The 25358-nt window shown below is 35.8% G+C and carries 24 protein-coding genes and 2 pseudogenes; 13 read left to right on the top strand and 13 right to left on the bottom strand.

All coding sequences use genetic code 11. The features are described 5' to 3' along the window. The first annotated feature begins 206 nt into the window (after positions 1-206). Positions 207-1058: an Rpn family recombination-promoting nuclease/putative transposase gene (locus tag AAGD76_RS02520; protein ID WP_015589151.1), complete on the top strand. Its 852-nt coding sequence runs from the start codon at positions 207-209 to the stop codon at positions 1056-1058. A gap of 106 nt (positions 1059-1164) precedes the next feature. On the opposite strand, the gene AAGD76_RS02525 is transcribed toward AAGD76_RS02520, so the two are convergent. Continuing rightward, on the bottom strand, positions 1165-2520 hold the full coding sequence (locus AAGD76_RS02525; protein ID WP_227738550.1) for a phosphomannomutase/phosphoglucomutase: 1356 nt from the start codon (positions 2518-2520) through the stop codon (positions 1165-1167). A gap of 127 nt (positions 2521-2647) precedes the next feature. Between AAGD76_RS02525 and AAGD76_RS02530 the strand changes: the two genes are divergently transcribed. The 3 genes from AAGD76_RS02530 to AAGD76_RS02540 all read left to right on the top strand — a co-directional run bounded on the left by AAGD76_RS02530 (position 2648) and on the right by AAGD76_RS02540 (position 6016). Continuing rightward, complete coding sequence (locus tag AAGD76_RS02530; protein WP_341820320.1) at positions 2648-4738, top strand: hypothetical protein; 2091 nt, start codon at positions 2648-2650, stop codon at positions 4736-4738. A 509-nt stretch (positions 4739-5247) separates the two neighbouring features. After that, entirely contained in the window at positions 5248-5511 is a 264-nt protein-coding gene (locus tag AAGD76_RS02535) for a hypothetical protein (protein ID WP_007552904.1), read from the top strand. Continuing rightward, positions 5501-6016 carry a transposase gene (locus AAGD76_RS02540; RefSeq protein WP_341820321.1) on the top strand — a complete coding sequence of 172 codons (516 nt, stop codon included), beginning with the start codon at positions 5501-5503 and terminating at the stop codon, positions 6014-6016. Before AAGD76_RS02535 ends, AAGD76_RS02540 begins: the two co-directional genes overlap by 11 nt. Positions 6017-6368: 352 nt before the next feature. On the opposite strand, the gene tsaD is transcribed toward AAGD76_RS02540, so the two are convergent. Continuing rightward, entirely contained in the window at positions 6369-7376 is a 1008-nt protein-coding gene (gene tsaD / locus AAGD76_RS02545) for a tRNA (adenosine(37)-N6)-threonylcarbamoyltransferase complex transferase subunit TsaD (protein ID WP_209473117.1), read from the bottom strand. Positions 7377-7659: 283 nt separating this feature from the next. On the opposite strand from tsaD, the gene AAGD76_RS02550 reads away from it, so the two are divergent. After that, positions 7660-7797, top strand: a complete 138-nt coding sequence (locus AAGD76_RS02550) for a hypothetical protein (protein WP_341820322.1) — start codon at positions 7660-7662, stop codon at positions 7795-7797. Positions 7798-7815: 18 nt separating this feature from the next. Here the strand turns inward: AAGD76_RS02550 and AAGD76_RS02555 are convergent, their stop codons facing one another. Together AAGD76_RS02555 and AAGD76_RS02560 are read right to left on the bottom strand one after the other, a co-directional pair. Further along, the gene (locus tag AAGD76_RS02555; RefSeq protein WP_209473121.1) at positions 7816-8553 is read right to left on the bottom strand and encodes a hypothetical protein; all 738 of its coding nucleotides are present in this window, start codon (positions 8551-8553) and stop codon (positions 7816-7818) included. A gap of 528 nt (positions 8554-9081) precedes the next feature. Further along, complete coding sequence (locus tag AAGD76_RS02560; RefSeq protein ID WP_209473123.1) at positions 9082-10218, bottom strand: cysteine desulfurase family protein; 1137 nt, start codon at positions 10216-10218, stop codon at positions 9082-9084. Positions 10219-10373: 155 nt separating this feature from the next. Between AAGD76_RS02560 and AAGD76_RS02565 the strand changes: the two genes are divergently transcribed. Further along, entirely contained in the window at positions 10374-11072 is a 699-nt protein-coding gene (locus AAGD76_RS02565) for an alpha/beta hydrolase (protein ID WP_341820323.1), read from the top strand. 238 nt (positions 11073-11310) lie between these two features. Here the strand turns inward: AAGD76_RS02565 and AAGD76_RS02575 are convergent, their stop codons facing one another. Together AAGD76_RS02575 and AAGD76_RS02580 are read right to left on the bottom strand one after the other, a co-directional pair. Further along, a complete protein-coding gene (locus tag AAGD76_RS02575) occupies positions 11311-11985 on the bottom strand; it encodes an ABC transporter ATP-binding protein (RefSeq protein WP_007549198.1) in 675 nt (224 codons plus the stop codon). A 39-nt stretch (positions 11986-12024) separates the two neighbouring features. After that, complete coding sequence (locus tag AAGD76_RS02580; RefSeq protein WP_010081891.1) at positions 12025-12486, bottom strand: HesB/IscA family protein; 462 nt, start codon at positions 12484-12486, stop codon at positions 12025-12027. 47 nt (positions 12487-12533) lie between these two features. On the opposite strand from AAGD76_RS02580, the gene AAGD76_RS02585 reads away from it, so the two are divergent. The 3 genes and pseudogenes from AAGD76_RS02585 to tnpC all read left to right on the top strand — a co-directional run bounded on the left by AAGD76_RS02585 (position 12534) and on the right by tnpC (position 16266). Then, complete coding sequence (locus AAGD76_RS02585) at positions 12534-13733, top strand: deoxyguanosinetriphosphate triphosphohydrolase (protein WP_070356885.1); 1200 nt, start codon at positions 12534-12536, stop codon at positions 13731-13733. Continuing rightward, entirely contained in the window at positions 13733-14815 is a 1083-nt protein-coding gene (gene ribD, locus AAGD76_RS02590) for a bifunctional diaminohydroxyphosphoribosylaminopyrimidine deaminase/5-amino-6-(5-phosphoribosylamino)uracil reductase RibD (protein ID WP_341820324.1), read from the top strand. Before AAGD76_RS02585 ends, ribD begins: the two co-directional genes overlap by 1 nt. Before the next feature lie 112 nt (positions 14816-14927). Further along, positions 14928-16266, top strand: a pseudogene (tnpC, locus tag AAGD76_RS02595) (IS66 family transposase). A gap of 143 nt (positions 16267-16409) precedes the next feature. Here the strand turns inward: tnpC and rpe are convergent. Then, positions 16410-17090 (bottom strand): ribulose-phosphate 3-epimerase, encoded by a 681-nt coding sequence (gene rpe / locus AAGD76_RS02600; protein WP_155968294.1) that lies wholly within the window; start codon positions 17088-17090, stop codon positions 16410-16412. Between the two features lie 94 nt (positions 17091-17184). Further along, a complete protein-coding gene (locus tag AAGD76_RS02605; protein WP_182366253.1) occupies positions 17185-17613 on the bottom strand; it encodes a zinc-ribbon domain-containing protein in 429 nt (142 codons plus the stop codon). A 75-nt stretch (positions 17614-17688) separates the two neighbouring features. Here AAGD76_RS02605 and dapD point away from each other — a divergent pair, with 75 nt between their 5' ends. Then, entirely contained in the window at positions 17689-18519 is an 831-nt protein-coding gene (gene dapD, locus AAGD76_RS02610; RefSeq protein WP_341820325.1) for a 2,3,4,5-tetrahydropyridine-2,6-dicarboxylate N-succinyltransferase, read from the top strand. Between the two features lie 6 nt (positions 18520-18525). Here the strand turns inward: dapD and AAGD76_RS02615 are convergent, their stop codons facing one another. Both AAGD76_RS02615 and AAGD76_RS02620 read right to left on the bottom strand, forming a co-directional pair. Further along, positions 18526-18810, bottom strand: a complete 285-nt coding sequence (locus AAGD76_RS02615; RefSeq protein ID WP_010962783.1) for a DUF2610 domain-containing protein — start codon at positions 18808-18810, stop codon at positions 18526-18528. Beyond that, complete coding sequence (locus tag AAGD76_RS02620; RefSeq protein WP_022626336.1) at positions 18811-19182, bottom strand: hypothetical protein; 372 nt, start codon at positions 19180-19182, stop codon at positions 18811-18813. It lies immediately after the preceding gene. A gap of 101 nt (positions 19183-19283) precedes the next feature. Here AAGD76_RS02620 and AAGD76_RS02625 point away from each other — a divergent pair, with 101 nt between their 5' ends. Further along, positions 19284-20333, top strand: coding sequence for a class I SAM-dependent methyltransferase (locus tag AAGD76_RS02625; protein WP_010962785.1), 1050 nt, complete (start codon positions 19284-19286; stop codon positions 20331-20333). A gap of 192 nt (positions 20334-20525) precedes the next feature. Here AAGD76_RS02625 and terL read toward each other — a convergent pair. After that, a pseudogene (gene terL, locus AAGD76_RS02630) lies at positions 20526-21050 on the bottom strand (phage terminase large subunit); the annotation flags it as partial. A 55-nt stretch (positions 21051-21105) separates the two neighbouring features. On the opposite strand from terL, the gene AAGD76_RS02635 reads away from it, so the two are divergent. Both AAGD76_RS02635 and AAGD76_RS02640 read left to right on the top strand, forming a co-directional pair. Then, positions 21106-21938 (top strand): IS5-like element ISWpi1 family transposase gene (locus AAGD76_RS02635; RefSeq protein ID WP_341820157.1). Its coding sequence is split into 2 segments (ribosomal slippage): positions 21106-21475 and positions 21475-21938, totalling 834 coding nucleotides; the frame shifts between segments, so codons are not numbered across the junction. Positions 21939-22087: 149 nt separating this feature from the next. Further along, positions 22088-22561, top strand: a complete 474-nt coding sequence (locus AAGD76_RS02640) for a transposase (RefSeq protein ID WP_250296353.1) — start codon at positions 22088-22090, stop codon at positions 22559-22561. Here AAGD76_RS02640 and AAGD76_RS02645 read toward each other — a convergent pair whose 3' ends face one another. Together AAGD76_RS02645 and AAGD76_RS02650 are read right to left on the bottom strand one after the other, a co-directional pair. Beyond that, positions 22562-22696: a hypothetical protein gene (locus AAGD76_RS02645; protein ID WP_256437677.1), complete on the bottom strand. Its 135-nt coding sequence runs from the start codon at positions 22694-22696 to the stop codon at positions 22562-22564. After that, positions 22687-25350 carry a PD-(D/E)XK nuclease family protein gene (locus tag AAGD76_RS02650; RefSeq protein WP_341820326.1) on the bottom strand — a complete coding sequence of 888 codons (2664 nt, stop codon included), beginning with the start codon at positions 25348-25350 and terminating at the stop codon, positions 22687-22689. Before AAGD76_RS02650 ends, AAGD76_RS02645 begins: the two co-directional genes overlap by 10 nt. Positions 25351-25358: the final 8 nt, after the last annotated feature.

Genomic DNA, 25358 nt, shown 5'->3' on the forward strand with positions numbered 1-25358 from the left:
TTCTCCGGATTTTCACTGATAAACACATTGTACATATAGCTCCAATAAACCTGTGAGAACTTGAAACCTTAGGATAATAAATTTTACAAAATTTTGCAACAACGTTCCTTACAACAACATCAGTAAAGTTAACAAAAAAGACGACAAATTATTGAATTATTATTAATAAGAATATATAATATAAAGATACATTTAAAAATTTTTTTATGGCTCTTTCTAAATTTCTCGACCCCAAGAATGATGTTGCGTTCCGGCGTATTTTTGGTACTGAAAAAAATAAAGACATCCTCATTCACTTTCTCAATGATATTTTGGGGTTCACTGGCAAAGATGAAATAAAAGAAATAGAATTCCTCAGCACTATTCAAGATGCTGAAATTGCCTCTAAAAAACAAAGTATCGTTGATGTTCTTTGCAGGGATGAAAATGGGGTGCAAGTAATAGTCGAAATGCAAGTTGCCAAAACTAAAGGCTTTGAAAAACGCGCTCAATATTACGCTGCTAAAGCTTATTCAAGGCAAGCTGATAAAGGTGATCAATATCAGGGTCTTAAAGAAATCATTTTTATAGCTATTGCTGATTGTATTCTCTTTCCTAATAAATCTGAGTATAAGTCAGATCATGTAATGTTAGATAAAGATAGCTATGAACATGATTTAAAAGATTTTTATTTTACATTTATTGAGTTACCAAAATTTCCTAAAACTAAAGAAGACCAATTGGAGAGTATAGTTGAAAAATGGATCTATTATTTTAAATATGCAGATGAAACTAGCGAAGAAGAATTGGAAAAGATAATAGGTAGTGATGTAATAATTAAAAAGGCATATGAAGAACTAAATAGATTCAACTGGTCAGAGAAAGAATTTATTGCCTACGAACAGGAAATAAAACGTATTCGTGATGAACGGGCTGTTCTTGAACAAAAACTTGATGATGCTAAAAAGGAAGGAAAAATTGAAGTTGCAAAAACAATGCTGGCTAATAATGTTGATGTCACCACTATTGTTAAGTTTACTGGCCTCTCCATGAGTGAGATCAAAGAATTGCAGAATTAAGTGGACCCGCAAACGGTTACACGAAATAATGCTGCAGCCTGACCAGGTGATAAGTACATTTAGCCTATTTATCTTTATACTTTCATGTCAATTTTATAAATCAAATTTATTTCTGTGAGTAGCTACAATTTAAAGACCTTGCTTCATCAATGTAATGGAACAAAACCTTTTTAGTAAGTTCAAAACCCTCTAAAGTCTCTCCTTCGCATCTTGCTGTAATGCAGTTTTGCGTATTTGATACCCTAAGAAGCCACCAACCTTTATTATCGGTTACCTTAACACCATCAAGATCTGAAAATACAATATTTTGCTGCTCCAGTGTTTTCTTTATTGACTCAATTATTTGAAACTTTTTCTCATCTTTCACTACAATCTTCACTTCATGAGTGATATATAACTTCGGTAAATCCTCAATCACCTGAGATAGGCTTTGGTTTTTCTTAAGCAAAATGTCAACTGCTTTAACAGCAGAATATAGCCCATCATCAAAACTTAGCTCAGAAAAGAAGAAGTGCCCGCTTAATTCACCAGCAAACTTTGCCTCTTCCTCTACCATCTTCTTCTTAACTAGTGAATGTCCAGTAGCACAGGTGATAACTTGCCCTCCTAACTTGCTAACAAAATCATGCACTTTCATACTCATTTTTACGTTAGCAATAACTTTGCTTTCTGGATATTCCTCCAACACTTCACGTGCAAAAATTATAAATAAATGGTCATTGGAAACAACGTTGCCTTTATTATCAATTAAGCGCACCCTATCGCTATCGCCATCTAGCGCAATGCCAAGATCACATCCATATTCCTTCACAATGTCAATTAATTGAGCAAGATTTTTTTCCTCTATGGGATCTGGATCATGCAGTGGAAATGCCCCATCTATAGAGTTATTGGTTACGATGTGCGTATGACCAGGCAAGATCTTTTCAATATACCTTATAATTCCACTTGCTGGACTATTTCCACAATCCCAGGCTATTTTTAATTTCTGTGTAGTATTATTCTTCACTGCACTTTTCAATATGCTAATGTACTCACTATATATATTTATGTTAATTAAGCTTCCAATTCTTGTGCTGTTTTTAATTGGACTGCTTATAATTTCCTTCATTTCTTGATCTGAGAAGACTTTTTTATTACTAAAAAATTTAAAGCCATTATATTCGCTGGGGTTATGAGAGGCAGTTATTATGATACCAAGATCCGCCTGTGTGATTTGTGTTGCAGCGTAAAGCATAGGTGAAGAGCATAGTCCAACGCGTATAACATTTGCACCGGATAAAGTTAAGCCCCTAATTAATTCTCTTTCTATACCTGGTGAATCTATTCTGCTGTCGTAGCCGACACAAACACTAGCTACGGTTTGGCCAAACTTTCTACCTATCTCGTACCCATCATTAATCTGCAAATCTTTGCCTACTATACCTCTAATATCGTATTTTCTTATAATGGTATTGTCCATACTGTACTTCTTGAAGTGACTACTATATAACATTTTGGCCAAATGCTCAAGTTTATTTATCCAACAATTAGTTGATTTTTTAAAGAAATCTGTTAATATTATAGTATATTTTTTAAAATGTAAAATTATGCCACAGGAAAACGAAAATGTATTTATAGCTGAAAGTCAAAGTTTAGATGTAGATGAACAAAAGAAAAATGATACTTTAAATGTCATTGAATCTTGCAACGATCTTCAGGATTTTATCAAAAGACTGGAGGAAGAAAATTTAATCTGGTACTTCATTGGTCCTTTACGCAAAGATGAGAACATTACAGGACAGATAAATTTAAAGTGGGAAAAGGAGTTCCAAAAATTTGAGCAATCAATAGACGCAACGCATAAAGAACTTAAGTCGTCTCTGCCTGGTCAAAATTTCTTAGTGTATCCAACAAAGGATAATGACTTCAAAATTAGATTTGAAAATGAAGAAAAATCAATAGAAATTAGCAATATTTTAAGAGCTAGCAGTGAAGGTAAGGTTTATAACATATCTTTAGGGAAAGATAGTCAAATAACTGCAACCAAAAAAGGCAGCGAAAGGCACTATGATTTTACTGGTTCAAGCTCATGTGAAATGACCATTAATTGGCAGGCTAAGGATTCTGAAGGTAACAGCATAGACTGTAGCATGACCGTAAAATTGGATTCTGGTGGTATACAGAGTGTTATTGGTGAGCCAAAATTTGGAGGAATAACGAGTTCAGAAGAAGTATTAAAGTTAGTTGGACAAAATAAAGAAGTTTTTATCAACAGAAAAACTCTGTATCAAGCTTTTACTGATATAGGTCAAGATATGGACAGTCTCGAGCCCACACAAGATCTATCATCGCAATTGCCTACACCAAGCAGCAGTGGGTATTCCTCTCCTAGCACACCTTCTTCACGTAGAAGTTCTATATCCACCAGCAGTGAATTTAGTGATGAAGATGAAATATTTGAGGATGATATGTCTGGTGATGAAGAAGAGTATGAGCAAGAAGGATTAAAAGATAAAGTAGATGAAATTATAAACGAAATTGAGGAATTAAAGGAAGGAAAAGAAACATTTGCTCAACATTTTGCAGCGCAGGCAAAGCAGCTTGAGGATCTAAGATTAGAACGTGACTCCTTGAGAGATAAAGTCAATGAACAACAGCGAGCGATATTTGAAAGAGGTCAAAGAATAAAGGAACAAGAGGAAGAACTACAGGATAAAAATGATGTAATAAAGAACTTAAATGATCAGTTGAAAGATAAGGAAGGTGAAACAAATGAGGCAAATAAAGAATTACAGAGAAAATTGAAGCAAAGTGAAACTAATTTAACTGTACTAAAGGAAAAGAATGCAAATTTGGAGAATGACCTGAAGAAAATAGTGGAAGGTTTAAACGATGATCATAAAAAGCAGTTGGCAGAACAGTTAATGGAAACAAAAAAGGAAAACAATACATTGGCTGAAACGGCGAACCAATTGTCTAAAGAATTAAATGGATTACAGAGAGAAAAGGAAGACTTAGAGAGGAAAATTCGACAACTTGAACCTGGAAGATCACTTGCAGATGAGCTAAGCGAAGAAAATACGAAGAGGGAAATAGAAAAACTTCAATATCAACTTAAGGAAAAGGAAGGGATGTTAACGTGTACACAGGAAGAGCTGGCATCTGTCAAAGAGAGTCTAGAGCAACTGCAGAACATATTACAGCAGGAAAAAGGTCAGGCAGCTACATCAACTCAAACTGAAGTTGAATATGAAAGTAGAGGAACAAGCATGCAGCAGCAAGACCAAGGTATACAAGCTGTAAACAACAACTCAAGCAGAACAGCTAGTGGGTTAAGACAAGAAAACAAAAAATTGACTAGAGACAAACTAACTATATCTGAACAATTAAAACAAAAAATAAGAGAGATTGACGAGTTAAAGAAAAATTTAAAGCAACTGCAAGAAGAAAATAAACAACTAAAACAAGAAGTTACCAAAAATGCAGGAGTTGATGCATCATCTTCAACAGGTCAAAAAGAAGCTAAAGAAGCAGAAGTTATACCGCAAAACATTATGGATTGGCCTGTTCCAATTCCAGATGATAAACCGGAAGAGCAGAAAACTCCATTAGAGCCAATCAAGGTAAATACAGAATTATCAGATCCAAAATCAATCTCCGCTGAGGGTCCGGAAAAATCTCCTCCTCTTTCAAAATGATGAGTTTTGCTTCTATAGCTGACCCAAGCAACACGTCATCCCGCGATTTATTCGCGTTATCTCAGCCGCTAACACGTAGCGGGATACTTAACCGTCATACCGTGATTTATTCACAGTATCTCTTAGCCACTAACAAGCAGCGGGATGACAGCAATCCTACGTCATGCCGCCGCGGTACCTCTAGATCCCGCTAACTAGTAGCGGAATGACGAATTTTTGTTTTTCAAATTATAGCTAAACATACTGTAATTGCTATTGAATGATGGAGAGACATACTCCATTATTTTAGCACGAAGTAACAAATTCAATGAATTGGTTCTTCAAAAATAATTTAAACTTTTACAGTAGGTCATGAAATATTATAGCGATCTCATTAAAAGAAACTTTTATAAGTATCGTTGATGAGAAAGGAAAAGTTGTTAAGGAAGAAGTTGTTGCAAGCGAAAGTAAGGCAATAGCAGATTAGCCAAGGCAAAAAATACGAACCCATAGGAATAGAAAGTGGATAGTTGTCAATATCAATGTGCAAAGAGTTAAGGAGTTTTGGATTACCAGTAATTTGTGTAGATGCAAGGCATATGGCAGCAGCGTTGTCTGCAAGAATCAATAAGAATGATAAAAACGATGCGAGGGGTATAGCGCAGATGATGAGAAGTGTTAGTAAAATCAGTTGTCAAATTAAAATAGCGCTTGGAAGCAGAAGACAGCTAATGTGTAGCAAACAGCAGGTTATTGGAACAATAAGAGGGTTGTTGAAGATACATGGTCGGTAAAGGATCAAAATTTGAAACTTTCGCTTTAAGAATACAAGAGGCAATAAATAATTTGGATGAAATCAGTAGGAGTGCAATTGAAGCGTTAGTTTGTAGTTTGGAAGCAATAGAAAAGTCATTAAGAAAGCTTGACAAAATGCTTTCAGAACAAGGTGAAAAAGACGATGATTGTAAATTGTTAACTACTGTTCCAGGAGTGGGGATTATAGTAGCAATGACGTATAAAGCTGCAATTGATAACCCACATAGGTTTGAGAAATCTGATACAGTTGGAGCATATATAGGGTTGACACCAAGGCAATATTCTTCTGGAGAAGTTGATCGGCATGGCAGCATATCAAAGATGGGACCAGCGGAATGTAGAAGTATGTTATATGAAGCTGCACAAACAATGCTTACAGTTACCAAGAGGACATTTAAATTAAAAAACTGTGGTTGCGAAGAAAAAAGGAATGAAAAAAGCAATTGTAGCAGTAGCAAGAAAATTAGCTGTAATTATGCATAGGATGTTGGTTGATAAAACAGAATTTTATTATCAATAAACATCAAAAGAGCATAGGACAATAATTTTATTGAAAATAAAGATAGCAATGCCGATGGAAGGGACAAGCAAGAACTTAGTTAGACTTCGTGGTAAATATGTTGCCGTCCACTTCCGCCTAACAAGTATAATGCGGCTTGACAAATTTATTGTCATCTCAGACCGCGGAGAGAACCATATGCTACTTTTAACTTATGTAAAATTACCAAGGATTATGGAGAAGATATGCTGTTTTGATTTGTGTGAAAATTATTGTTGACTTATGTGCAATTAGAGAACCTAAGTCACTTTAGCTATAATTCAGAATTGAGAGCTTTTAATAACTCTCTAACTCCCACTTAGGTCTTGGTGCAAAATTGAGAGAATCTATATAGCTTTTCTGTAACATTTCAATTCCTGCCCATCCAACCATTATTGCATTATCTGTACATAGGTTGTTGGGAGGAAAAAATATGTTTAAGTTTATGTGTTGCTTTAATTTTTCTCTCAAGAAATTATTTGCTGCAACTCCGCCGGTAATCACAAAGTCATTGATTTTGATATTTAAAGATTCGGCTATAATAATCGCATTACTAACCCTGTCCAGCAGTATGTCACTAATACACTCTTGAAACGAAGCACATACATCACACACATCTTGCTCGCTCATTTTCAGTTCTTGCACTAAGTTTTTTACTGCTGTTTTAATTCCAGAAAACGAAAAGTTACATCCAGAACGTTTTATCATTGCCCTTGGCAGTTTGAATCTTGTGCCATTGCCTTTTTTAGCCAACTTTTCAATTAATGGGCCTCCTGGGTAGCTTAAACCCAGCATCTTAGCAACTTTATCGAACGCTTCACCCAGCGAGTCATCAAGCGTTTCTCCAAGTTTAACGTATTTGCCTACATCCTGTGCAATTAAAAATTGACAGTGACCACCTGATATTAATAGGACTAAAAATGGAAATTTTACCTCATGCAGTAACCTAATAACCAATGCATGCGCTTCTAAGTGATTCACTGCAATGAACGGTTTTTGTGCTACATGCGCAATTGCTTTAGCCATCATTGTACCAACTATTAATCCACCTATGAGTCCTGGTCCTGATGTTGCTGCAATTGCATTGAGGTCACAAAAGTTAAGGTTAGATTTTTTTACAGCGCTTTTTATCAGGCCACTTAAATGTTCCATATGAGCACGTGAAGCTATCTCAGGAATCACCCCACCGCGTTTTTTGTGTTCTACTTGAGAAAGAATCTTGTGAGCAAGGACTTGCTTGTCACTATTTACAATCGCTACTGCAGTTTCGTCGCAGCTTGTTTCAACAGCTAAAATGGTTTTCATGTATATTTAGTTACTGTATTACCAAAACTATACTTTGAAACGCTGTAGAAGTTAACTGCAAAGTTAACTTCTATAGCTAAAAGATTTACCGACAACCATCATTCCGCTACGTGTTAGCTGATGAGATACCGCGCACAACTGTACGAACATTCATTCTTAAAGGTAAACTGCACAGCAAATGGTGTCATTCCAGTGCTTGACACTGGAATCCAGCCTTGCCGTAATCTCATCAAGAACGTTGTGTTTTAACATAAGATCAGCCACTTTTATGCTCACCAACTTAGTGCCCAATCCAAATTCCTGGATTCCAGTGTCAAGCACTGGAATGACACCATCTACTACTCAAATTACCTGCAAATTGCAATGTTCGTACACCAAAAGAATGAATCGCGGTATGACGGTTCGCGGCGGCATGACGTAGGAAAACCTGCACTATAAGCTAATCATCATCTCCAAATATAGAGCTAATTTTTTTGCCCCCAGGAGAAAATTTATTAGTCCAACTGCTTTGCACTTTGGTTACATCTTTAAAGACAGTTTTATTGCTGTATTCCTTGATTTCTTTATCTACTCTCTCCATTATTTGTGGATCCAGGTAGCTCTTTTTCCATTGGTCAGTAGCAAGGAACACTTTGTTTAAGTCTTGAGTGCGGATTAAGTATTCTTTATCTTTAGGGTAAACCTCCTGCGCCCAAGCAAATAGCTCAAAATAGCGTGCAAATAATTCAGATGCGCGTGATTTTGCAGTTTGATAAGCCTGTATCTCCTTAAATATAACTTGGCCGATAATTTTCTGCACAAGAATATTTGCTTGCTTTAGGTTCTGCTCAATATCCTGGTAAACTTTATGGAGAAATTCCTGTTCCAAACTTAAGTTCAGTTCATTTTCAACCATGTGTGAAAGTTCATGCACTATAATGTATGGGTTTGACTTCCTCAGTACAATAACATATCTATTTACACTGGAAGACCTGATTGTCTTACACACTCCCTCTTCCATATCCACTAATCCCTCTTGGTATATTTCAAATGAGAGCCTGTTTTGCTTTATTAGTGATAAAGTGAGGTTTAATGTGTTTCTAAACTTCTCAAATTGATAGAGATATTCGACATACCGTATTGCATTTTCACTGCTTCCTACTTGAGTTGCTTGTTTTATTAAATTCCTGATTAGCATACCTTATTATTAAAGGAATTCTTTTTATACTCAAGAATTGATTGGCTACAAAGTGTTTTTAGGAAGCCTGATTGCATAGCTAAAGTAATTCATGTTTACTGATAACCGTCATACCGCTGCTTGTCAGCGGGATCTATGGTGAGATACCGCGAATGAATCCATAGCTGTACGAACATTCATTTTTGAAGGTAAATTGCACAGCAAATGGTGTCATTCCAGTGCTCTTTTTTTGTCATCCCAGTCTGGGATCTATTTTGCATGTAACTCCAATTGTGTTTTGGCATAAAACGCGACACGTATTAGACTTATTTGCAAGCAAAGCTTGCTAGATCCAAGTAGTCAGGACACTGGAATGACACCATAGGGGCACTGCCGTCATAAAGGAACCAGTGTCAGCTACTTGGATGACAGCTAGCCTAACAACCGTCATCCCGCTGCTTGTTAGCGGGATCTAGAGATACCACGGGGTTGTAAAGTAATTTTTTACATCTAATGCTCGGCCAGTGCCTGCATGATACCACGTATTATCTATACCAAGGTGTTCTGCTTGTAGATATTATACCAACAATCCACTATTTTTTTTATGTCTTGTGGTTTAGTTTCTGGACCTATACTGATTCTAATTGAACACTCTGCTTGCTCTTTTGTTGCCCCCATTGCAAGCAAAACATGGGAAGGCTCAACTTTTCCAGAAGAACATGCGGAGCCATTACTAACTGCAATATGATTCAAGTCAAAATGCATAAGCTGCACATCACTCTTTACTCCTGGCATATAAATAAAACTTGTGTTTGGCAGCCTCTTAGAGTTTTTACCGAAGATTCTTATGTCACTGGCAAGATTTAATAATTCACACTCTAATTGATCACGTAGCTCCTTTACTTCATCCATTTTTGATAGAAGGTCTGGAATATTTTGCAGTGCAGCAGAAAGGCCTGCAATCGCAACAATATTTTCCGTACCACCACGAAATCCCTTCTCTTGTCCACCACCTATTATAATAGGTTCTATCGCAAGTTCTTTATTGAATATTAAAACTCCACTGCCTGCTACACCGCCAAATTTATGGGCGGATAAAGTGAGTAAATCCACTCCTAAATCTTCCATATTAACTTTAATTTTCCCAACACTTTGAGCAGTGTCAGTGTGGCAAATTGCTCCAAACTTGTGTACTATTTTAGCCATTTCCTCAATAGGTTGAATAACTCCGGTTTCGTTATTTGCCATCATAACTGAAACTATTGCTTTGTTTCCTTTAAGTTCGCTTAGAATTTTTTCTAGCTCTAAAAAGTCAACAATGCCCTCCTGATTAACAGGTATTATATATGGATTACATGCAGAATTAAGAATTGAAGGATGCTCTATAGCTGAAATTATATGCAGGTAGCCTGCTATTCCTCTCATAACAAGGTTATTCGCTTCAGTTGCACCAGACGTAAAAACTATTTCTTTATCACTTGAAACGCCAATAGCACCACGTACGTTATCTCTTGCATCCTGAAGAATCTTCCTCGCTTCTTGTCCTCTTTTATGTAGTGATGATGGATTGAGCGTTTGTTTTAACAAGACCTCAAATATACTTTTTTTTACATTTTCACTAATTGGAGCAGTTGCATTGTAATCAGCATATACGTAACCACTATTTTCTAAAGAGAATGGACTCATCTGTCACTTAAATAAGTTTACCATCAACTATAGCCATAACTATGTACGTTAGCTTTAACACGATAAAAAATTTATTGCAAAAACAGCGAAATTAATACATAATTAATAACTCACGTCATTAATACCTGTCAAGCGGGTTCTTATTAGGGGTTACCATGGTTGAAGTTTTTTTGAATAATGCAACAAGAAAGATAGAAGGTGAATACCACCAAAGCAAAGATGCCAACGCGCCGGTTGTGCTGGTTTTACATCATCATCCTCAATATGGTGGTAATATGGATAGTAAAATTGTACATAGTACATATACGTCTTTTATCGATAACAATTTTTCTGCATTGAAAATTAACTTTCGTGGTGTGGGAAAATCTACCGGAACTTTTGATAAGGGTATAGGAGAATTAACCAACGCTGCGGTAGCCATTGATTGGCTTCAGGAACATAATCCTAGCAATGTTCCAATTTGGATCGCTGGTTTTTCTTTTGGAGCATGGGTGGCTATGCAGCTAACAATGCGCCGCCCTGAGATAGTGGGTTTTATTGCTCTTTCTCTTCCGGTAACTAAGTACGATTTTTCTTTTCTTTCTCCCTGTCCAGTTTCTGGGCTTATAATACAAAGCAGTAATGATACAATCTCAGAAGAAAGCGATGTAACAGAATTAGCAAAAAGGTTGATAAATTCAGTAAGAAGTGATCACATGAAATACTATATAATAGATGATACTAATCACTTTCTAAAGGATAAAGAAGAGGAAGTGACTCAAATCGTGGACAATTATATAAAACTGCGCTTGAATAGTGCAACTATTTCTTCTCAAAAGGTCAAAAAAGAGGTAAGGGTAAAAGAATATGCCTAATCTTTACAAACAAGAGAAATGAGTGTAGTAATATAAATGAAAAGGTTTTGTTATGTTTAAAAAGCTATTATTTTTTGTTTTAGCTGTGTTTATGTTATCGGGGTGTTCCCTAAGTAAACAGCGTAAGTTAAAAAGTCCGTGTATAAAAAGCAATGAAAGCATTTCATGCGAGTTGTACTCTGTTAATGATCATTGGTTAGATAAGTATAGGGCATAGAAATTGTGCTATTTTTCCTATTCACAACTTCACTAATGATCGATCTCTCAATTGGAAAATGCAGTCTGCCTTTTCTGCAAGGAGATGATTGTGTGTTACTATAAGCATAGAGCTGTTATTTTCCTTTACGTATGAATGTAGCAGTAAAAACACCTTAAAAGAATTTGTTGGATCTAAATTTCCTGTTGGCTCATCTGCAAGTAAAAGCTTTGGAGAATTTACAATGCTTCTTGCAATTGCAACTCTCTGCCTTTCCCCACCCGAAACTTCAGATACCATGCTACTTGCTTTGTTTTCCAGACCAAATTTTTCCAACATTGCTTGCGAATTTTTTTTTGCTTCAGCTTTGCTTTTTCCTGCAATGAGTTGAGGAAGCATAATATTTTCCAACACCGATAACTCTTGTAACAAATAGTGAAATTGATAAACAAAACTAAGAAAATTTCTTCTTACATGAGTTTTATGCTTATTACTGGCTTGTGTGCAATTTATTCCATCTATCGTAACTATACCTGAAGTTGGCTTGTCCAACAAGCCTGCGATTTGCAATATAGTTGTTTTCCCTGCACCTGAATCGCCAATCAGCGCTACTACTTGCCCTCTTGTGACACTTAAGTTGATATCCTTTACAACAGCAGAATTGTTCTTGAAGCTTTTATCTACGGAAGTTAGTTCTAGTGCTACATTACCACCCATGTTTAAAAGATCCAGAAGGTATCTAAGTTTTAGTAATAATTAAACCGAAAAACTGTTACCACAACCACATTGAGACTTAGCAAAGGCATTCTTTATTTGAAAACCAGAACCACTGAGATCCTCAGTATAATCTATAACTGAGTTATTTAAAAATTTTGCTGAACAATTATCAACCATTAATACAGGGTTTCCATTTTCATCATTAATTACTATATCTTTACCTTTTTCGCTAAAACTGGAGTGGCTTCTATAGTCCTCACTTTCTTCATAGTCATCATCTTCGTCTTCGTCATCAAACTCATCATCGTAATCATCGTCTTCATCATCCAAAGATAGATTTTTATTCATTTGATCCATAAGAAAATTGTATTTGAAGCCAGAACATCCACCACCTGAAACTGCAACCCGTAAAATGGAACTCTTATCCCCTTCCTGCTCTGCAAGAGAGTGGATTTTTTTTAGTGCATTATCAGTTAAGTTGATGTTGTAATTTGTTGACATAGTAACCACCGTTTATTATTGATAACTTATTATAGTAGAAATTTTACATGTCAAACAATAATTTTCTATTAAATTATGCATGTTTTCCAAGCAAAACAAAAGGGAGATACTTCAAAGAGCCAGAAGATGAGAATCGCAGCTGCTTTCAGCGTGATAGGGACCGTATCATTCACTCTAATGCGTTTAGAAAATTGGAGTACAAAACACAAGTTTTTATCAATTATGAGCACGACTACTATCGCACTCGGCTTACTCATAGCCTTGAAGTTGCACAAATTGCAAGGTCCATTGCGCGTAGACTTGGCTTAAATGAGGATATCACTGAATGCATAGCGCTCGCACATGATCTTGGTCATCCTCCATTTGGTCATGCAGGTGAAGATGCTCTAAAGAAATCAGTTCAAGATTTGAATCTTGATAACGAGAAGTATGAGTTTGATCATAATGTTCAAGCTATAAGGATTTTAACTTACCTCGAACAAAAACATGCTGATTTTGATGGTATGAATCTAAGTTGGGAGGTGATTGAAGGAGTTGCAAAACATAACGGTCCCTTGCTTGGTCAAAACGCGGAGTCTTCTACAAATAATCAGCTGTTATTAGAATACAACAAAAAATATGATCTAAAGCTTGAAGAATTTTCAAGCATTGAAGCGCAAGTTGCTTCAATTGCCGATGATATTGCTTACAGTGTTCACGATCTTGATGATGCACTCAGGGCGAATTTAGTAACCATCGAAGATTTGCTGAATGTTCCTTTAATTGAAAAAATGTTTAAAGACATAAGGAGCAGATATTCAGAATTGCCTCAGAGCAAACTCATACATGAATCACTGAGTGGAACTATAGGAACTATGATAAGTGATGTTGTTTCTCAGACTGAAAGAAATATTGAAGATCACAAAATAAAAAGCGTAGAAGACGTAAGAAGTCTAAATAAAATGCTAGTCACATTTTCACCAGAAGTTGCGAATGCTACAAAAGAAATGAAAAGATTCAACATGGAGAAAATATACAGAAGCTATAAACTGAGTAGAACGATGAACAAAGCAAAACGCATAATACAGGAACTCTTTCAATGTTTTTATGAAAACCCAGGATTACTTCCCACAGAGTGGAGCAAACTCGCTTGTGAATCTCAGCGTTCAGTAATAATATGTGACTATATCTCAGGTATGACAGATAGATTTGCTATACACGAGCACAGAAGAATTTTTGATACCTCATACGAAATGACTTCTTTCTAATGACTGATGATCATTTCATGTCAATTGCATTAAGGCTTGCAGAAAAAAATCTTGGAAATGTTGCACCAAATCCTGCTGTCGGGTGTGTTATTGTAAAGGATGGTACAATTGTTAGTGAGGGATACACAGGGATTGGTGGGCGTCCGCATGCGGAGGTAGTCGCTTTGCAAAACGCTAAAGATTCAACTCATGGCGCAACTATATATATCACTCTTGAGCCATGTTGTCATCACGGAGTCACGGGGCCTTGCACTGCAAAAATCATAAAAGCTAGCATAAAAAGAGTAGTAATTGCAACTATTGACCCAGATAGTAGAGTTTCAGGCAGAGGCATGAAAGCTCTGAAAGAAGCAGGAATTGAAGTTGAGCAAGGTATTATGCAAAAAGAGGCAAAAGAACTGAATGTCGGTTTTTTCACCACTAAAGAATTACATAGACCATTTATAGCTTGCAAAGTCGCAACAACTCTTGACGGAAAAATCGCAACATTTACAGGCGATAGCAAATGGATAACAAGTGAAAATACGAGAAACTGGGTGCATGAGCTCAGAACGAAATATGATGCAATTATGATTGGCAGCAATACTCTTATTAATGATGATCCACTCTTAACTTGCAGATTACCAGGACTCGGAAGTAGATCGCCAATAAGGCTAATTATAGATAATCAAGGGAGATTAAAGGAAGAGCATAACATTGCAAAGACTGCAGACAAAGTAATAACTTGGGTCATCACAAATAAAGAAGTAGAGAAAAAAATAAAAAACATTAACTACTTAGTAGTTAATTCAAGCAACGCAGGTAAGGTTTGCCTAAAGGACATGGCATTAAAACTTGTTTCAGAAATTGGTATAACAAGATTATTAGTTGAAGGTGGAGGAGTGTTAATCACAGAACTATTAAAGTGTAATTTAATCGACAGGTTGATAATATGCCGCAGTGGTAAAATTTTAGGCAATGATGCCACTCCTTTTGTAGGAGATTTAGGGATTCAATTCATTAACAACTGTTATCAGTTTAAAAAAACAAAGATAATAGAGTTTAGTGAGGATATAGTTGAGGTTTGGGATAGGTCGTCATAATCCTTACATACTCAAACAGTAAAAAAAAGGTATCCGTTCAGCGGAGCGGTAAAATAAAAAGTAGACAAGGAGTGCTAAAAACATAATATCACAAGTAGTATGTGTGGTAAATATGTCTGATCTACTAGCTAGTCTTCTCAAGCTCTGTGAAAGCTTTAAAATAGAGATAGAGCAACTAAAAGCAGAGATAAAGAGGTTAGAGATAGAAAACGAAAATTTTAGATCTGAGAATAAGGCGCTAAGAATCGAAAATGCTGAATTGAAAGAAAGACTAGGTCTGAATTCACAAAATTCATCGATACCGAGCTCAAAAGAGTTATACAAGCTAAAGAAGAAAAAGAAAAAAAGTGACAGGAAAATAGGGGCACAGATTGGGCATGAAGGAAAGTATCGCCCTAAAATGGAAGCAGATGAAGTGGTGAAAATAGAGTTCTTGCGAGTGCGGAGGAGAAATTGCGATATCGAAAGAGCCATACATTCATCAAAAAGTTGATTTGCCAGCTTATGTTGTGGAATACCAATGGCCGCTGTTGCAAGTGTGGAAAAAGAAAAAGTAGCAGGCTACCAGAAGGTGTTACTGCGGATACATTTGGTCCAAAAGTTAAGTCAACAATTGCGGCGCTGAGCGGATTTTACAAGAACTCGAAAAGAGAAGTAGCAAATATTATAAAAAATATTTTCAACCTGGACATCAGTGTTGGTAGCGTGTCAAATAGCGAGGCTAGAGTTGCAGAAAAATGCCAAGAAGCATATGAGCAAATCGAGCAAGAAGTAAGTAAAAGTGAAGTTCTGCATATCGATGAAACGAGCCATTATAACAAAGGTAAACTTGGTTGGTGCTGGATGTTTGCCAGTAATACAGCAAGTTTTATAAAATTGACAGAGTCAAGAGGAATGAAGGTTTTACAAAATAGTAAGTTCTGCAATCGCAATAGCTTACGACAGGTACGCAGCATACAACTACTTTGCCGATAAGAACAGGCAAATCTGTTGGGCACATTTATCAAGAGATTTTGAAAGGTTAGCGCATAGTTGAAGTTAAAGTTCTGGGCTGTTACTTAAGAAACGTAGCCACTGAATTATTTGCACTAAAAAAGGCCTTGCTAAAAAATGAGATAGATGTTTTTAGATTTACCAGACGTGCCAGAAAGTTGCAAAAACGTACAAGGTATTACTTGAAGCCGTTTACCTGAAGCAATTGGAGCTTCTCGAGTTGCAAAGAATATTTTGAAATCTGAAAGAATGATGTGGAAATTTTTAGATGACCCAGAAAACATTCCGCTGACAAACAACCATGCTGAACAGCAGATACGGCATTATGTCGTTTATCGCAAAAATTCATATTTTACCCAATCGAAGCGGGGAACTTGAACGGATAATTTCATTATACTTGACATGGAAACAAATGGGCTTTCCAAAACCTCTTATCTATCATCTCTCACACCGCTTAGCTGAACGGATACAACCCAAGAAAGGTTTTTCTACGTCATACCGCCGCGGTATCTCAGCATAGATTCCGCTAACGAGTAGCGGAATGACGAATTTGTTGTTTTTCAAATTGTAGGTAAACCTAAGCCACTTTAGCTATATAGGGTCACAACAATAGATTTTTAAGATCGTTTACGGCCTTCTTAATATCTTCAGCCTTGAATATCGCCGATCCCGCAACTAAAATATCAGCACCTGCTTTTATTATATCAGCTGCGTTAGAAAAGTTAATTCCACCATCTACTGAAATTTGTGTTTTAAGATTACGCTCCTGTATCATTTTTTTTATAGTAGATATCTTGTTCAACTGTGAATGAATGAATTCCTGCCCTCCAAAGCCAGGGTTGACTGTCATAATCAGCACAATATCTAGCTCATGTATTATATATTCAAGCACACTTGGGGAAGTTGAAGGAACAATTGAGACTCCAGCTTGAATCGGTTTTTTTGCATCGTTTACATTTTTGTATGACTTTATCTTTCTTATCAACCTCTCAAGGTGTATCTCTGCTTCTGCATGTACAGTGATAATATCAGCACCAGCATTTATAAAGCTTTCAATGTGGTTACCAGGAGATTTGACCATTAAATGCACATCAAAAGGAAGATTGCTATATTTACGTATTGCAGAAACAACGCTAGGACCAATTGTAATATTTGGAACGAAATTCCCATCCATAACGTCTATGTGTATGTAATCCACACCTAAATCGCTAATTTTTCTTACTTCTTCCCCTAATTTTGCAAAATCTGCTGAAAGTATAGAAGGTGCAATTTTAATACTCATGAGCTGCCTTTTTTGCTAAAAAATAACTTATTTTTAAAACTCTGTCACCCTAAGCACCATCTGAGTAGCTAGAGACCGATATCGGTATGCCTATTTAACTAGATCTTAAATTAGATAAAAAAAGGTAGTCTTGATAAAACTTATTTACAGCAAGTTTTTTTACATTTGGACTTTCTGTTTGTTCTTTTTTGTACCCTAATTTATAGCTTATTGAATCCTTGTATAAACTGATCGTTTTGTATGCTTTGTTCATCTCTCTAGGAAAGATGCCATTAGCAATTACGACGCATAACCCCGTAGCTGTTGCAAAAGCTAGAGTGGTAAATGCTAGATTTTGTAAAAAATTTCTTCCACTAACTTTTTTTTCCTGTATATTAGCAGAGTGCTGTTTGTTTGACACTTCTTCTAGATATTCATGCCATATGTGATTGCAGTTCGTACATTTTACCTTTCTTCCAGACGCGCCAATTTGCTTAGGAGATACTAAGTAAGTTTTAGTACAACTATTACATTGTATTTTCATAGCACTTACATATAAAGTAGTAACAAGCTCAAATGATACAGAGCTACAAATTTAATATCAATATATATATAACAAATGGAAGGTTTGCAACTAAAAAAAACACAGAGTGAGATAGAAAATATTTGGAAAAATAGAGAAAAATTTAATGACTGTAATCTAAAGAAAACAGCAAGAATAGCAATTAAAGAGGCAATTGAGCTCCTTGATAGTGGCAAAATTAGAGTAGCAGAAAAGCTATCAAGTGGAGAATGGGTAGTACATAAGTGGATAAAGCAGGCAATATTATTACATTTTCTCACTGAAGAAAACAAAATAATAGACAATACCAATTGCTGGTTTGACAAGATCGGTAACAAATTTAGTGAATGGAATGAGGAGAAATTTCGCCAGTTAAAAATTAGAGCAGTTCCTGGGTGTTTTGTCCGCCGATCTGCTTATATAGGTACAAATGTTGTTCTAATGCCAAGTTTTATCAACGTTGGTGCATATGTTGATTCAGGAACAATGATAGATACCTGGTCAACGATTGGTAGCTGTGCGCAAATAGGAAAAAACTGTCATATTTCCGGTGGAGTGGGAATAGGTGGAGTTCTTGAGCCTATTCAAGCTTCACCTGTCATTATAGAAGATAATTGCTTTATTGGAGCACGTAGCGAAGTGGCCGAGGGTGTGGTAGTGAGAGAAGGATCAGTCCTTGGCATGGGTGTGTTTATTGGGGCATCAACAAAAATTATTGATAGAGAAACTGGCAAGGTATTTTATGGCAAAGTGCCGCCTTATTCTGTAGTGATACCAGGATCTATTCCATCTAAAAATAATATTTCAACCTATTGTGCAGTCATAGTAAAAAAAGTGGATGAAAAGACGAGATCGAAAATCTCTATAAATGAAATATTGAGGGATTAAACTATCTTACTCCTTGTCGTCACTTTTTTTATCATTATTACTAACCACAGTAATGGCATACGCACATAACTCTGAGAAAGAGACTCCATTTTCTTGAGATAGTTTATATAATTTTTGTAGACTTTCTTTTACTTTATTAGGAATATTCCCTCCACGTTCTTTTACAAGCCAGGAATCTTGATGATGAATTGGATGAGCATCACTTTTTGGATTTCCTATGTATATTGCAAAAGGTGAACTTTGCCCTTTGAAGTCACATTGTACAGTAAATTTTTTTATAGATTCAGCCATCTAAAGACCTCTACTTTTCTTTTTGGTCGATTTTATAGCAGGTGGAAGAGGTGGTTTCTTTATAAAATCTTGTCTATTGACAACACTTTCTCTACCTTCCAAAGCTCGGCGAACATCAGCTCTGCTTAATTGCGACTCTTTTGCTACCTTCATTCCATGCTTTGCCATAATATTAGCACATGCTAGTACTTTTTTTACCAATTCTAGATCACCATTTAGCATTTGAACTAGCACTTGAAACACTTCCGCTAAAGTTAGCCCATCAGCATTTATAACCTTGTTTTCTATAAAATTGACAGCTTCTTCAAATTTGTATTCAATACTATCATCTTGAGGTATAAGGGCAACATAATCGGTGTTTTTGTCGTCCATAACTGAAGCACTATTACTCACAAACTTAAGTTTATACTATATATATAAATACTCTACTATTTTATATTATGGCACGCTATAGTTAAACATTTATTAATAACATGCTCACTTATATACACGAATTAATTGACAAAAGTCAAGGATCAATATCCATCAGTGATTTCATGAATGCCGTTTTGTACCATGAAAAATACGGCTATTATACAAGTAAATTACCGCTTGGTAAGGATGGTGATTTTACTACCGCACCTGAGATCAGCCAATTATTTGGTGAAGTAATTGCAGTTTGGATAATGCATACATGGGAAAAATTAGGAAAGCCATCAAAATTTTCTCTAGTTGAACTTGGGCCAGGCAAAGGAACACTCATTCACGATATAATAAGAGTCACTAAAAAATACAGCAGCTTTTTTAATTCAATGTTGATCCACTTAGTTGAAATAAGCCCTACTTTACGGAAGATACAAAAGGAAAAATTAAAAAGCTTAGATGTTAATTGGCACAAAAATATTGACAACCTACCAGAACAACCAACCATTTTTTTAGCAAATGAGTTCTTTGACGCTCTTCCGATAGATCAGTTTGTATATCATGATGAGGGGTGGTATGAAAATATGGTGACAAAACAAGATGATGGCAGTCTCTTGGTGTCATGCCAGTGCGTGACACTGGAATCCAGAAAAAAAGAATCATGGATTCCAGTGTCAGCTACTCAGATGACAAATGGAAAATTTTTTAATGGTGCAGTGGTGGAAATATGTTCAGTTGGGGTTGAAATATTAAAAAAACTTGAGAAGAAGATATATAATAATAAAGGAGCTGCTTTGATTGTAGATTACGGTTATGTATACCCCGCATATAAGAGCACTTTGCAATCGATAAAACAACATAAGTATGCTAATTTTCTTGAGAATGTTGGTAATAGTGATATTACCGCACTTGTGAACTTTCAAGCGTTAAGAGATCCATTAAAGCATGTAGATTGTGAGATTTTAACTCAAAGGGAATTTTTATATCTTTTTGGCATAAAAGAAAGAACCCAGGCTTTAATGAAAAGCGCAAGTGATGAACAAAAGAATAGGATCTTTAGTGAATTCTTAAGGTTGACTGAAAATATGGGCACTCTTTTTAAAGCAATGCTATTGATATAGCTAACCCAAGAAAGGTTTCCCTACATCATACCGCCGCGATATCTCAGCATAGATTCCGCTAACGAGTAGCGGAATGACGAGCTTATTGTCATGCCGCCGCGAACCGTCATACCGCTGCGGTATCTCAGCCGCTAATAAGTAGCGGGATGACGGTTGTCTCCTAGCTGTCATCCCAGTACTGGTAGACTCAAATCACAATGCTCGTATAGCTGCAACCCTGGAGGTACTGTTTCTCACCCACTGCAAATATTGCACGGTACTGTCCACTTGGTCGTCGTGGCGCGTTTCAGGAAACATTAAAATCTCATACTCAAAATCGTTCAGCCATACTGCTTGATGTGGCAGAAAAACCTTGCCAGACTCTATAATCGGAACAATTTGATGAAATCGAGTGAGCTTGTCATCATGTGGCACTATTTCAATAATCGGTAAATCACTGTTTGTCTTTAGCTCTTGCACCAATTGTTGACCACTTGTTTTTGCTTCGATTAAAATTGCGTGTGGCGTCCATCTTGCAGCTAGTGACAAAACCTGTTCTTTAAGCTTTGGATACTCAAGCTTTGCGCGATATACGTCGAGTAAATAGAATTTATTATCTATTTTTGCCCAGGTGGTGCAGACACTAAAGTTGCTCATGTTACTTGTTGAAACCGCAGTATCCCAACTTTGTGTTACATGCGAGAGATTATCAGGAACATTTTTATAGCGCTTTAGAGGTTGTCCGGAAACAAGTAAAAGGCTATAATATCTGAAATTTTAGTACGGGGTAAAGATGAGAAAAAAGTATCCAACAGATCTAAGCGAAAGGGAATGGGCAAGAATAGAAAAACACTTCAGAGTATCATACAAGAAAGGAGGAAGGCCGCCAAAGTATAGCAAAAGAGAAATATTAGAAGCAATTTTCTATGTATTGCGTACAGGGTGTCAATGGCGGTATTTACCAAATGATTTTCCGCTATGGAAGACTGTGTATGAGCAGTTCAGGCAATGGAAGAAGCAGGGAATTTTTGAGAAAATGAATTATGAAATTACAAAATATAGTAGAAGAAAAATAGGAAGGAATGAGCAGCCGAGTGCCTGTATAGTAGATAGTCAATCTGTAAAGACTACAGAAAAGGGGGGATCAAAGGCTATGATGGAAGTAAAAAAGTAAAGAGTAGAAAAAGGCATATAATTACAGACACTCAGGGTTTTATACTAGGTTGTTACGTAGGCGCTGCTAACGAAAATGATAGAGATGGTATTAAAATAGCATTAAACAATATGAGAACAAAATATACTAAAGTTAAAAAAATGTGGGCTGACATGGGATACCAAGGAAGAAATTTAAAGAATCACATAAAGGAAGAATATGACATAGATATTGAAATTGTTAAAAGGCCTCCATGTAGATTTTGGGTGCACAAAGATACGCCACCTGAGCTACTACCAACAAGAGAACAAGGGTTTAAAGTACAGCCAAGAAGATGGGTTGTAGAAAGGACTTTTGCTTGGGTTAATAGGAATAGAAGGCTATCGAAGGAGTATGATTTACTCACAACATCCACTGAGAATTTCATATACCTAGCTATGAGTAGGGTTATGTTAAAGAGGGAATATGCTTGAATTTACTAGTTTCCGGACAACCTCTAATATGGAAGATATCGAAATTGCTATAGACAGTACAGGAATTAGTATATACAACAACACACAGCAAGGAAAATAGCACTGACAGAAAATATCGTGGCTATGAGCAAACGAGAAAATTGCACGTAATGTTGAATATAAACAACAAAAAAGCCATAGCTGTAAAATACAGTAACGGTGTCTACTCTGATCACTATGGAGCTTGTGATTTGCTAAAAGAAGTTGATTTTCAGCATGCCATAAAAGCACTATATGCAGATAGAGCATGTGATAGGCACAAGTTTTATAAGTTGTGTAACGAATATGATATAAAGACAAAAATTCCACCAATAAACAATGCGGCAGAACATCCAGAAATAGATTATATGTCTGACAGGAATGCTGCTATTAGGTTAATAAAATTATACGGTGAAGATGGCATGAAAGAATGGAAAAAAGAAGTAAATTATGGGAAAAGATCTTATATTGAAGGGTTTTTCTCAAGATTAAAGCAAATATTCGGATTTAGTTTTAGGAATAAATCTGAGATAAATCGAGAAAAAGAACTAAATGCTATTTGCTTAATAAATTCACTGATATTGGTATGGCTAAATTTGAGATAGTTACATGAATTTACCATAAATCACCATCTCATAAAGTGTGATGCAACAAAGCCATCCCAGTGTCTGGGCACTGGGATGACACCCTTTTGGATGGAAACCAGTGTCAGGTACTCGGATGACACCATTTACAACCACTCCCCTACCCTTTCTAGCTGTTTATAGCTGTTAAATCTCAGGAATTTATCGAAATATGGAGAGGCAATAAAGGGTGTGGAATTACTTAAATAGTTAGATAAAAAACCAGGCAGATCATTTTTTAATTCTTGCATTTTGTATCTATAATTTTGTATAGAAATAACTTTTATTTTATCATAATCAAGTTTCCAATAAGCAAGTTCTGAGACTTCTCTTTTTGTTATATGTTCTACCGCTAAGGCTTGTAAAATTAATTGCGGAAAAAATCCCGACATTACTTCTTCATTGGAAGGTGGTGTACCAAGCTTATAGTCTATAATTGCCACTTGCCCACTTGGTAGATACTCAACTCTATCACATCTTGCTATCAGTGAAATTTCTTGTGGCTTATTTGTCATCCAAGCAGTTTCATACTGATCACAAGAACCAGTGTCACGCGCTGGAATATGAAATATCGGACAGGAAAAGTTCTTTTCCAACTCAACATAATTGCTTCGAGTTTCATCAAATTCGACAAAAGATTGAATTATCTTTTGTAGTCTTACCCACCACATATTTGAAAAATTAAACTGACTAGTCGAGAATGCTTCTCGTGCAATGCTCATTGGAGATTTTTTGTTGCGTAAATATCTTGCAAGAATGTTGTGTACCATAGTGCCAAATTCCAATATCGATGGCTTGAAATTCAAGTCTCTTAATTGTTTAAGGCCCAGTATATATTCAACGTAAAATGAATAAGGATTACGAATTAGCTTTTCTATTGCACTGCAAGACATCACCTGCATTTTTTCTTTTCTAACTTCGGTTTGAGGTTTTGGCATAGGCTGAGTACATGGAACAGTACATTCAGGCGTATTTAATATCCTTAGCCAATCACGATACGGCTGCTTCCCCTCCTTGAGTAGAATTTCCAAACGCTGCAATAGAATTGGCTTTCTATGGCTTAGCGATCTTGTAATATAAACCTTACTTGCACAAAACAAATTGTGTAAAGTATAAAAAAAATACCCCTGCTCTTCTTGCGCAGAAGGAAGATTAAATTTTTCTCTCGTAAGTGCATTCAAAAGCGGACTTTGAAAGCTTGGCGCTTCATTAAATCCAGCAAGTATTACAACTTTGTTGTGATATAAGCTGAATTTATTCAAGTCACTTGCTACAAAGAAAAACTCTTTCTCTAAAAATAAGGTCAGAATTTGGCTATATAACTCTAAGGAGCATTTAATTCCTACACCCTCACATGCATTTGAGAAATTACAGGTAAAATTACCTATTTCACTATTTAGCTCTGAAAAATTTATACCAGATAATATATTAATACACTGCAAATGAGTTGCTACCACATCGAAAATAGAGCAATTTATAGAACGAAGTAAAGGATTAAATATAACCTCTAACTTACTGATAATAAGTAATATATCTTCTTTATGTTTTAGCTTTTTATGGGCATTGATAGCATTTATAATATCGCTCAGGCCATTTGTATTAAAGTTGCGTAATACCTCTATTTCAAATTCAGATAAAATCCGAGTGTACTCTTCTTGAGTGTAACCAAAAGTCACTAGCCTATGTTTAAGGAGCGAAAGTAATGACACACTGCTCCAATTTGAGGTCAAAACTTCGATACTATAAAGTAGGAGCGTTATATAAGGATAATTTTCCGGTATGGCACTGTGTTGCCTTGATAAACATGCTATACGAGTTGCAAGTAATTTATCAAAGACGACCAAAGAAACGTTTTCATAACCTTCATTCTCTATAATTAATGATGTCACTTGTGCTTCTTCCTCTCTGGAATCACAAGTGATGACTTCAATATTGCCAACATGTCCACTACTAACTTTGCTTAGATCGGCAGTTGTATCAAAGACATAGTCAGTTATTTCATTCTCTATAGTGTTCAAGCAGCTAACATCCCTTCTATCCACATTTAAATAATCGAGCAGATCTTTCAAACAATATTGATAGTGTTTTTTATCAAGCGATTTCCAGTCTTTCTCTTTAATTTTCAAATTCAAGTTAGGCAAAATTATTTTTCCAAATGGCAGATCATATATAGCCCTAATTAACGACTTATCCTTTCCAATTCCAACAAAGATTATATATTGGTCTTTTTGTAAAGAGATTATCATATTGTTTATGTAATCACTCTTATGTTTTAATATATCTACTACTTCTAAATCTTTTAAAGTTTTACTCCAAGTCTCAGTGAGTAAGCTTATGAAATTCTCTATTTTTTTTGAATGTTCATCAAATTGATAACAATCCGTTGTTTGGGTAGATTGAATTTTATCAAGCAGTGATGGCAGGCTATAAGCTAAATCAATTGGAAAATTATCATTATTTTTTCTATTCCACTCTAATATGAATTGAATGAGTAGCAGTGTCCTTTTTGTTGGCTTGATAACTTTAACCCTATCAAGATTTAATATTAAATCTTCCTCATCAATATTCTCTAGCGAAACTATCTCTGGCAAAATTATGCATTTTTTAGCATTATGATTCTTGAATGCACTCAGCAACGCTATCACATCCCTCTTGCAAGGAAGTATAATTTTTACTTCAGGAATTTTTTCTCTTTCATATTCAGAAAATATGTGCTGAACCAGCACATCAAAAAGAGATTCATCCACATTAACGGTAAAAACTCTTCCCACTAACAGTA

This window comes from Wolbachia endosymbiont (group A) of Cydia strobilella (assembly GCF_964026745.1).
Lineage (GTDB): Bacteria > Pseudomonadota > Alphaproteobacteria > Rickettsiales > Anaplasmataceae > Wolbachia > Wolbachia pipientis.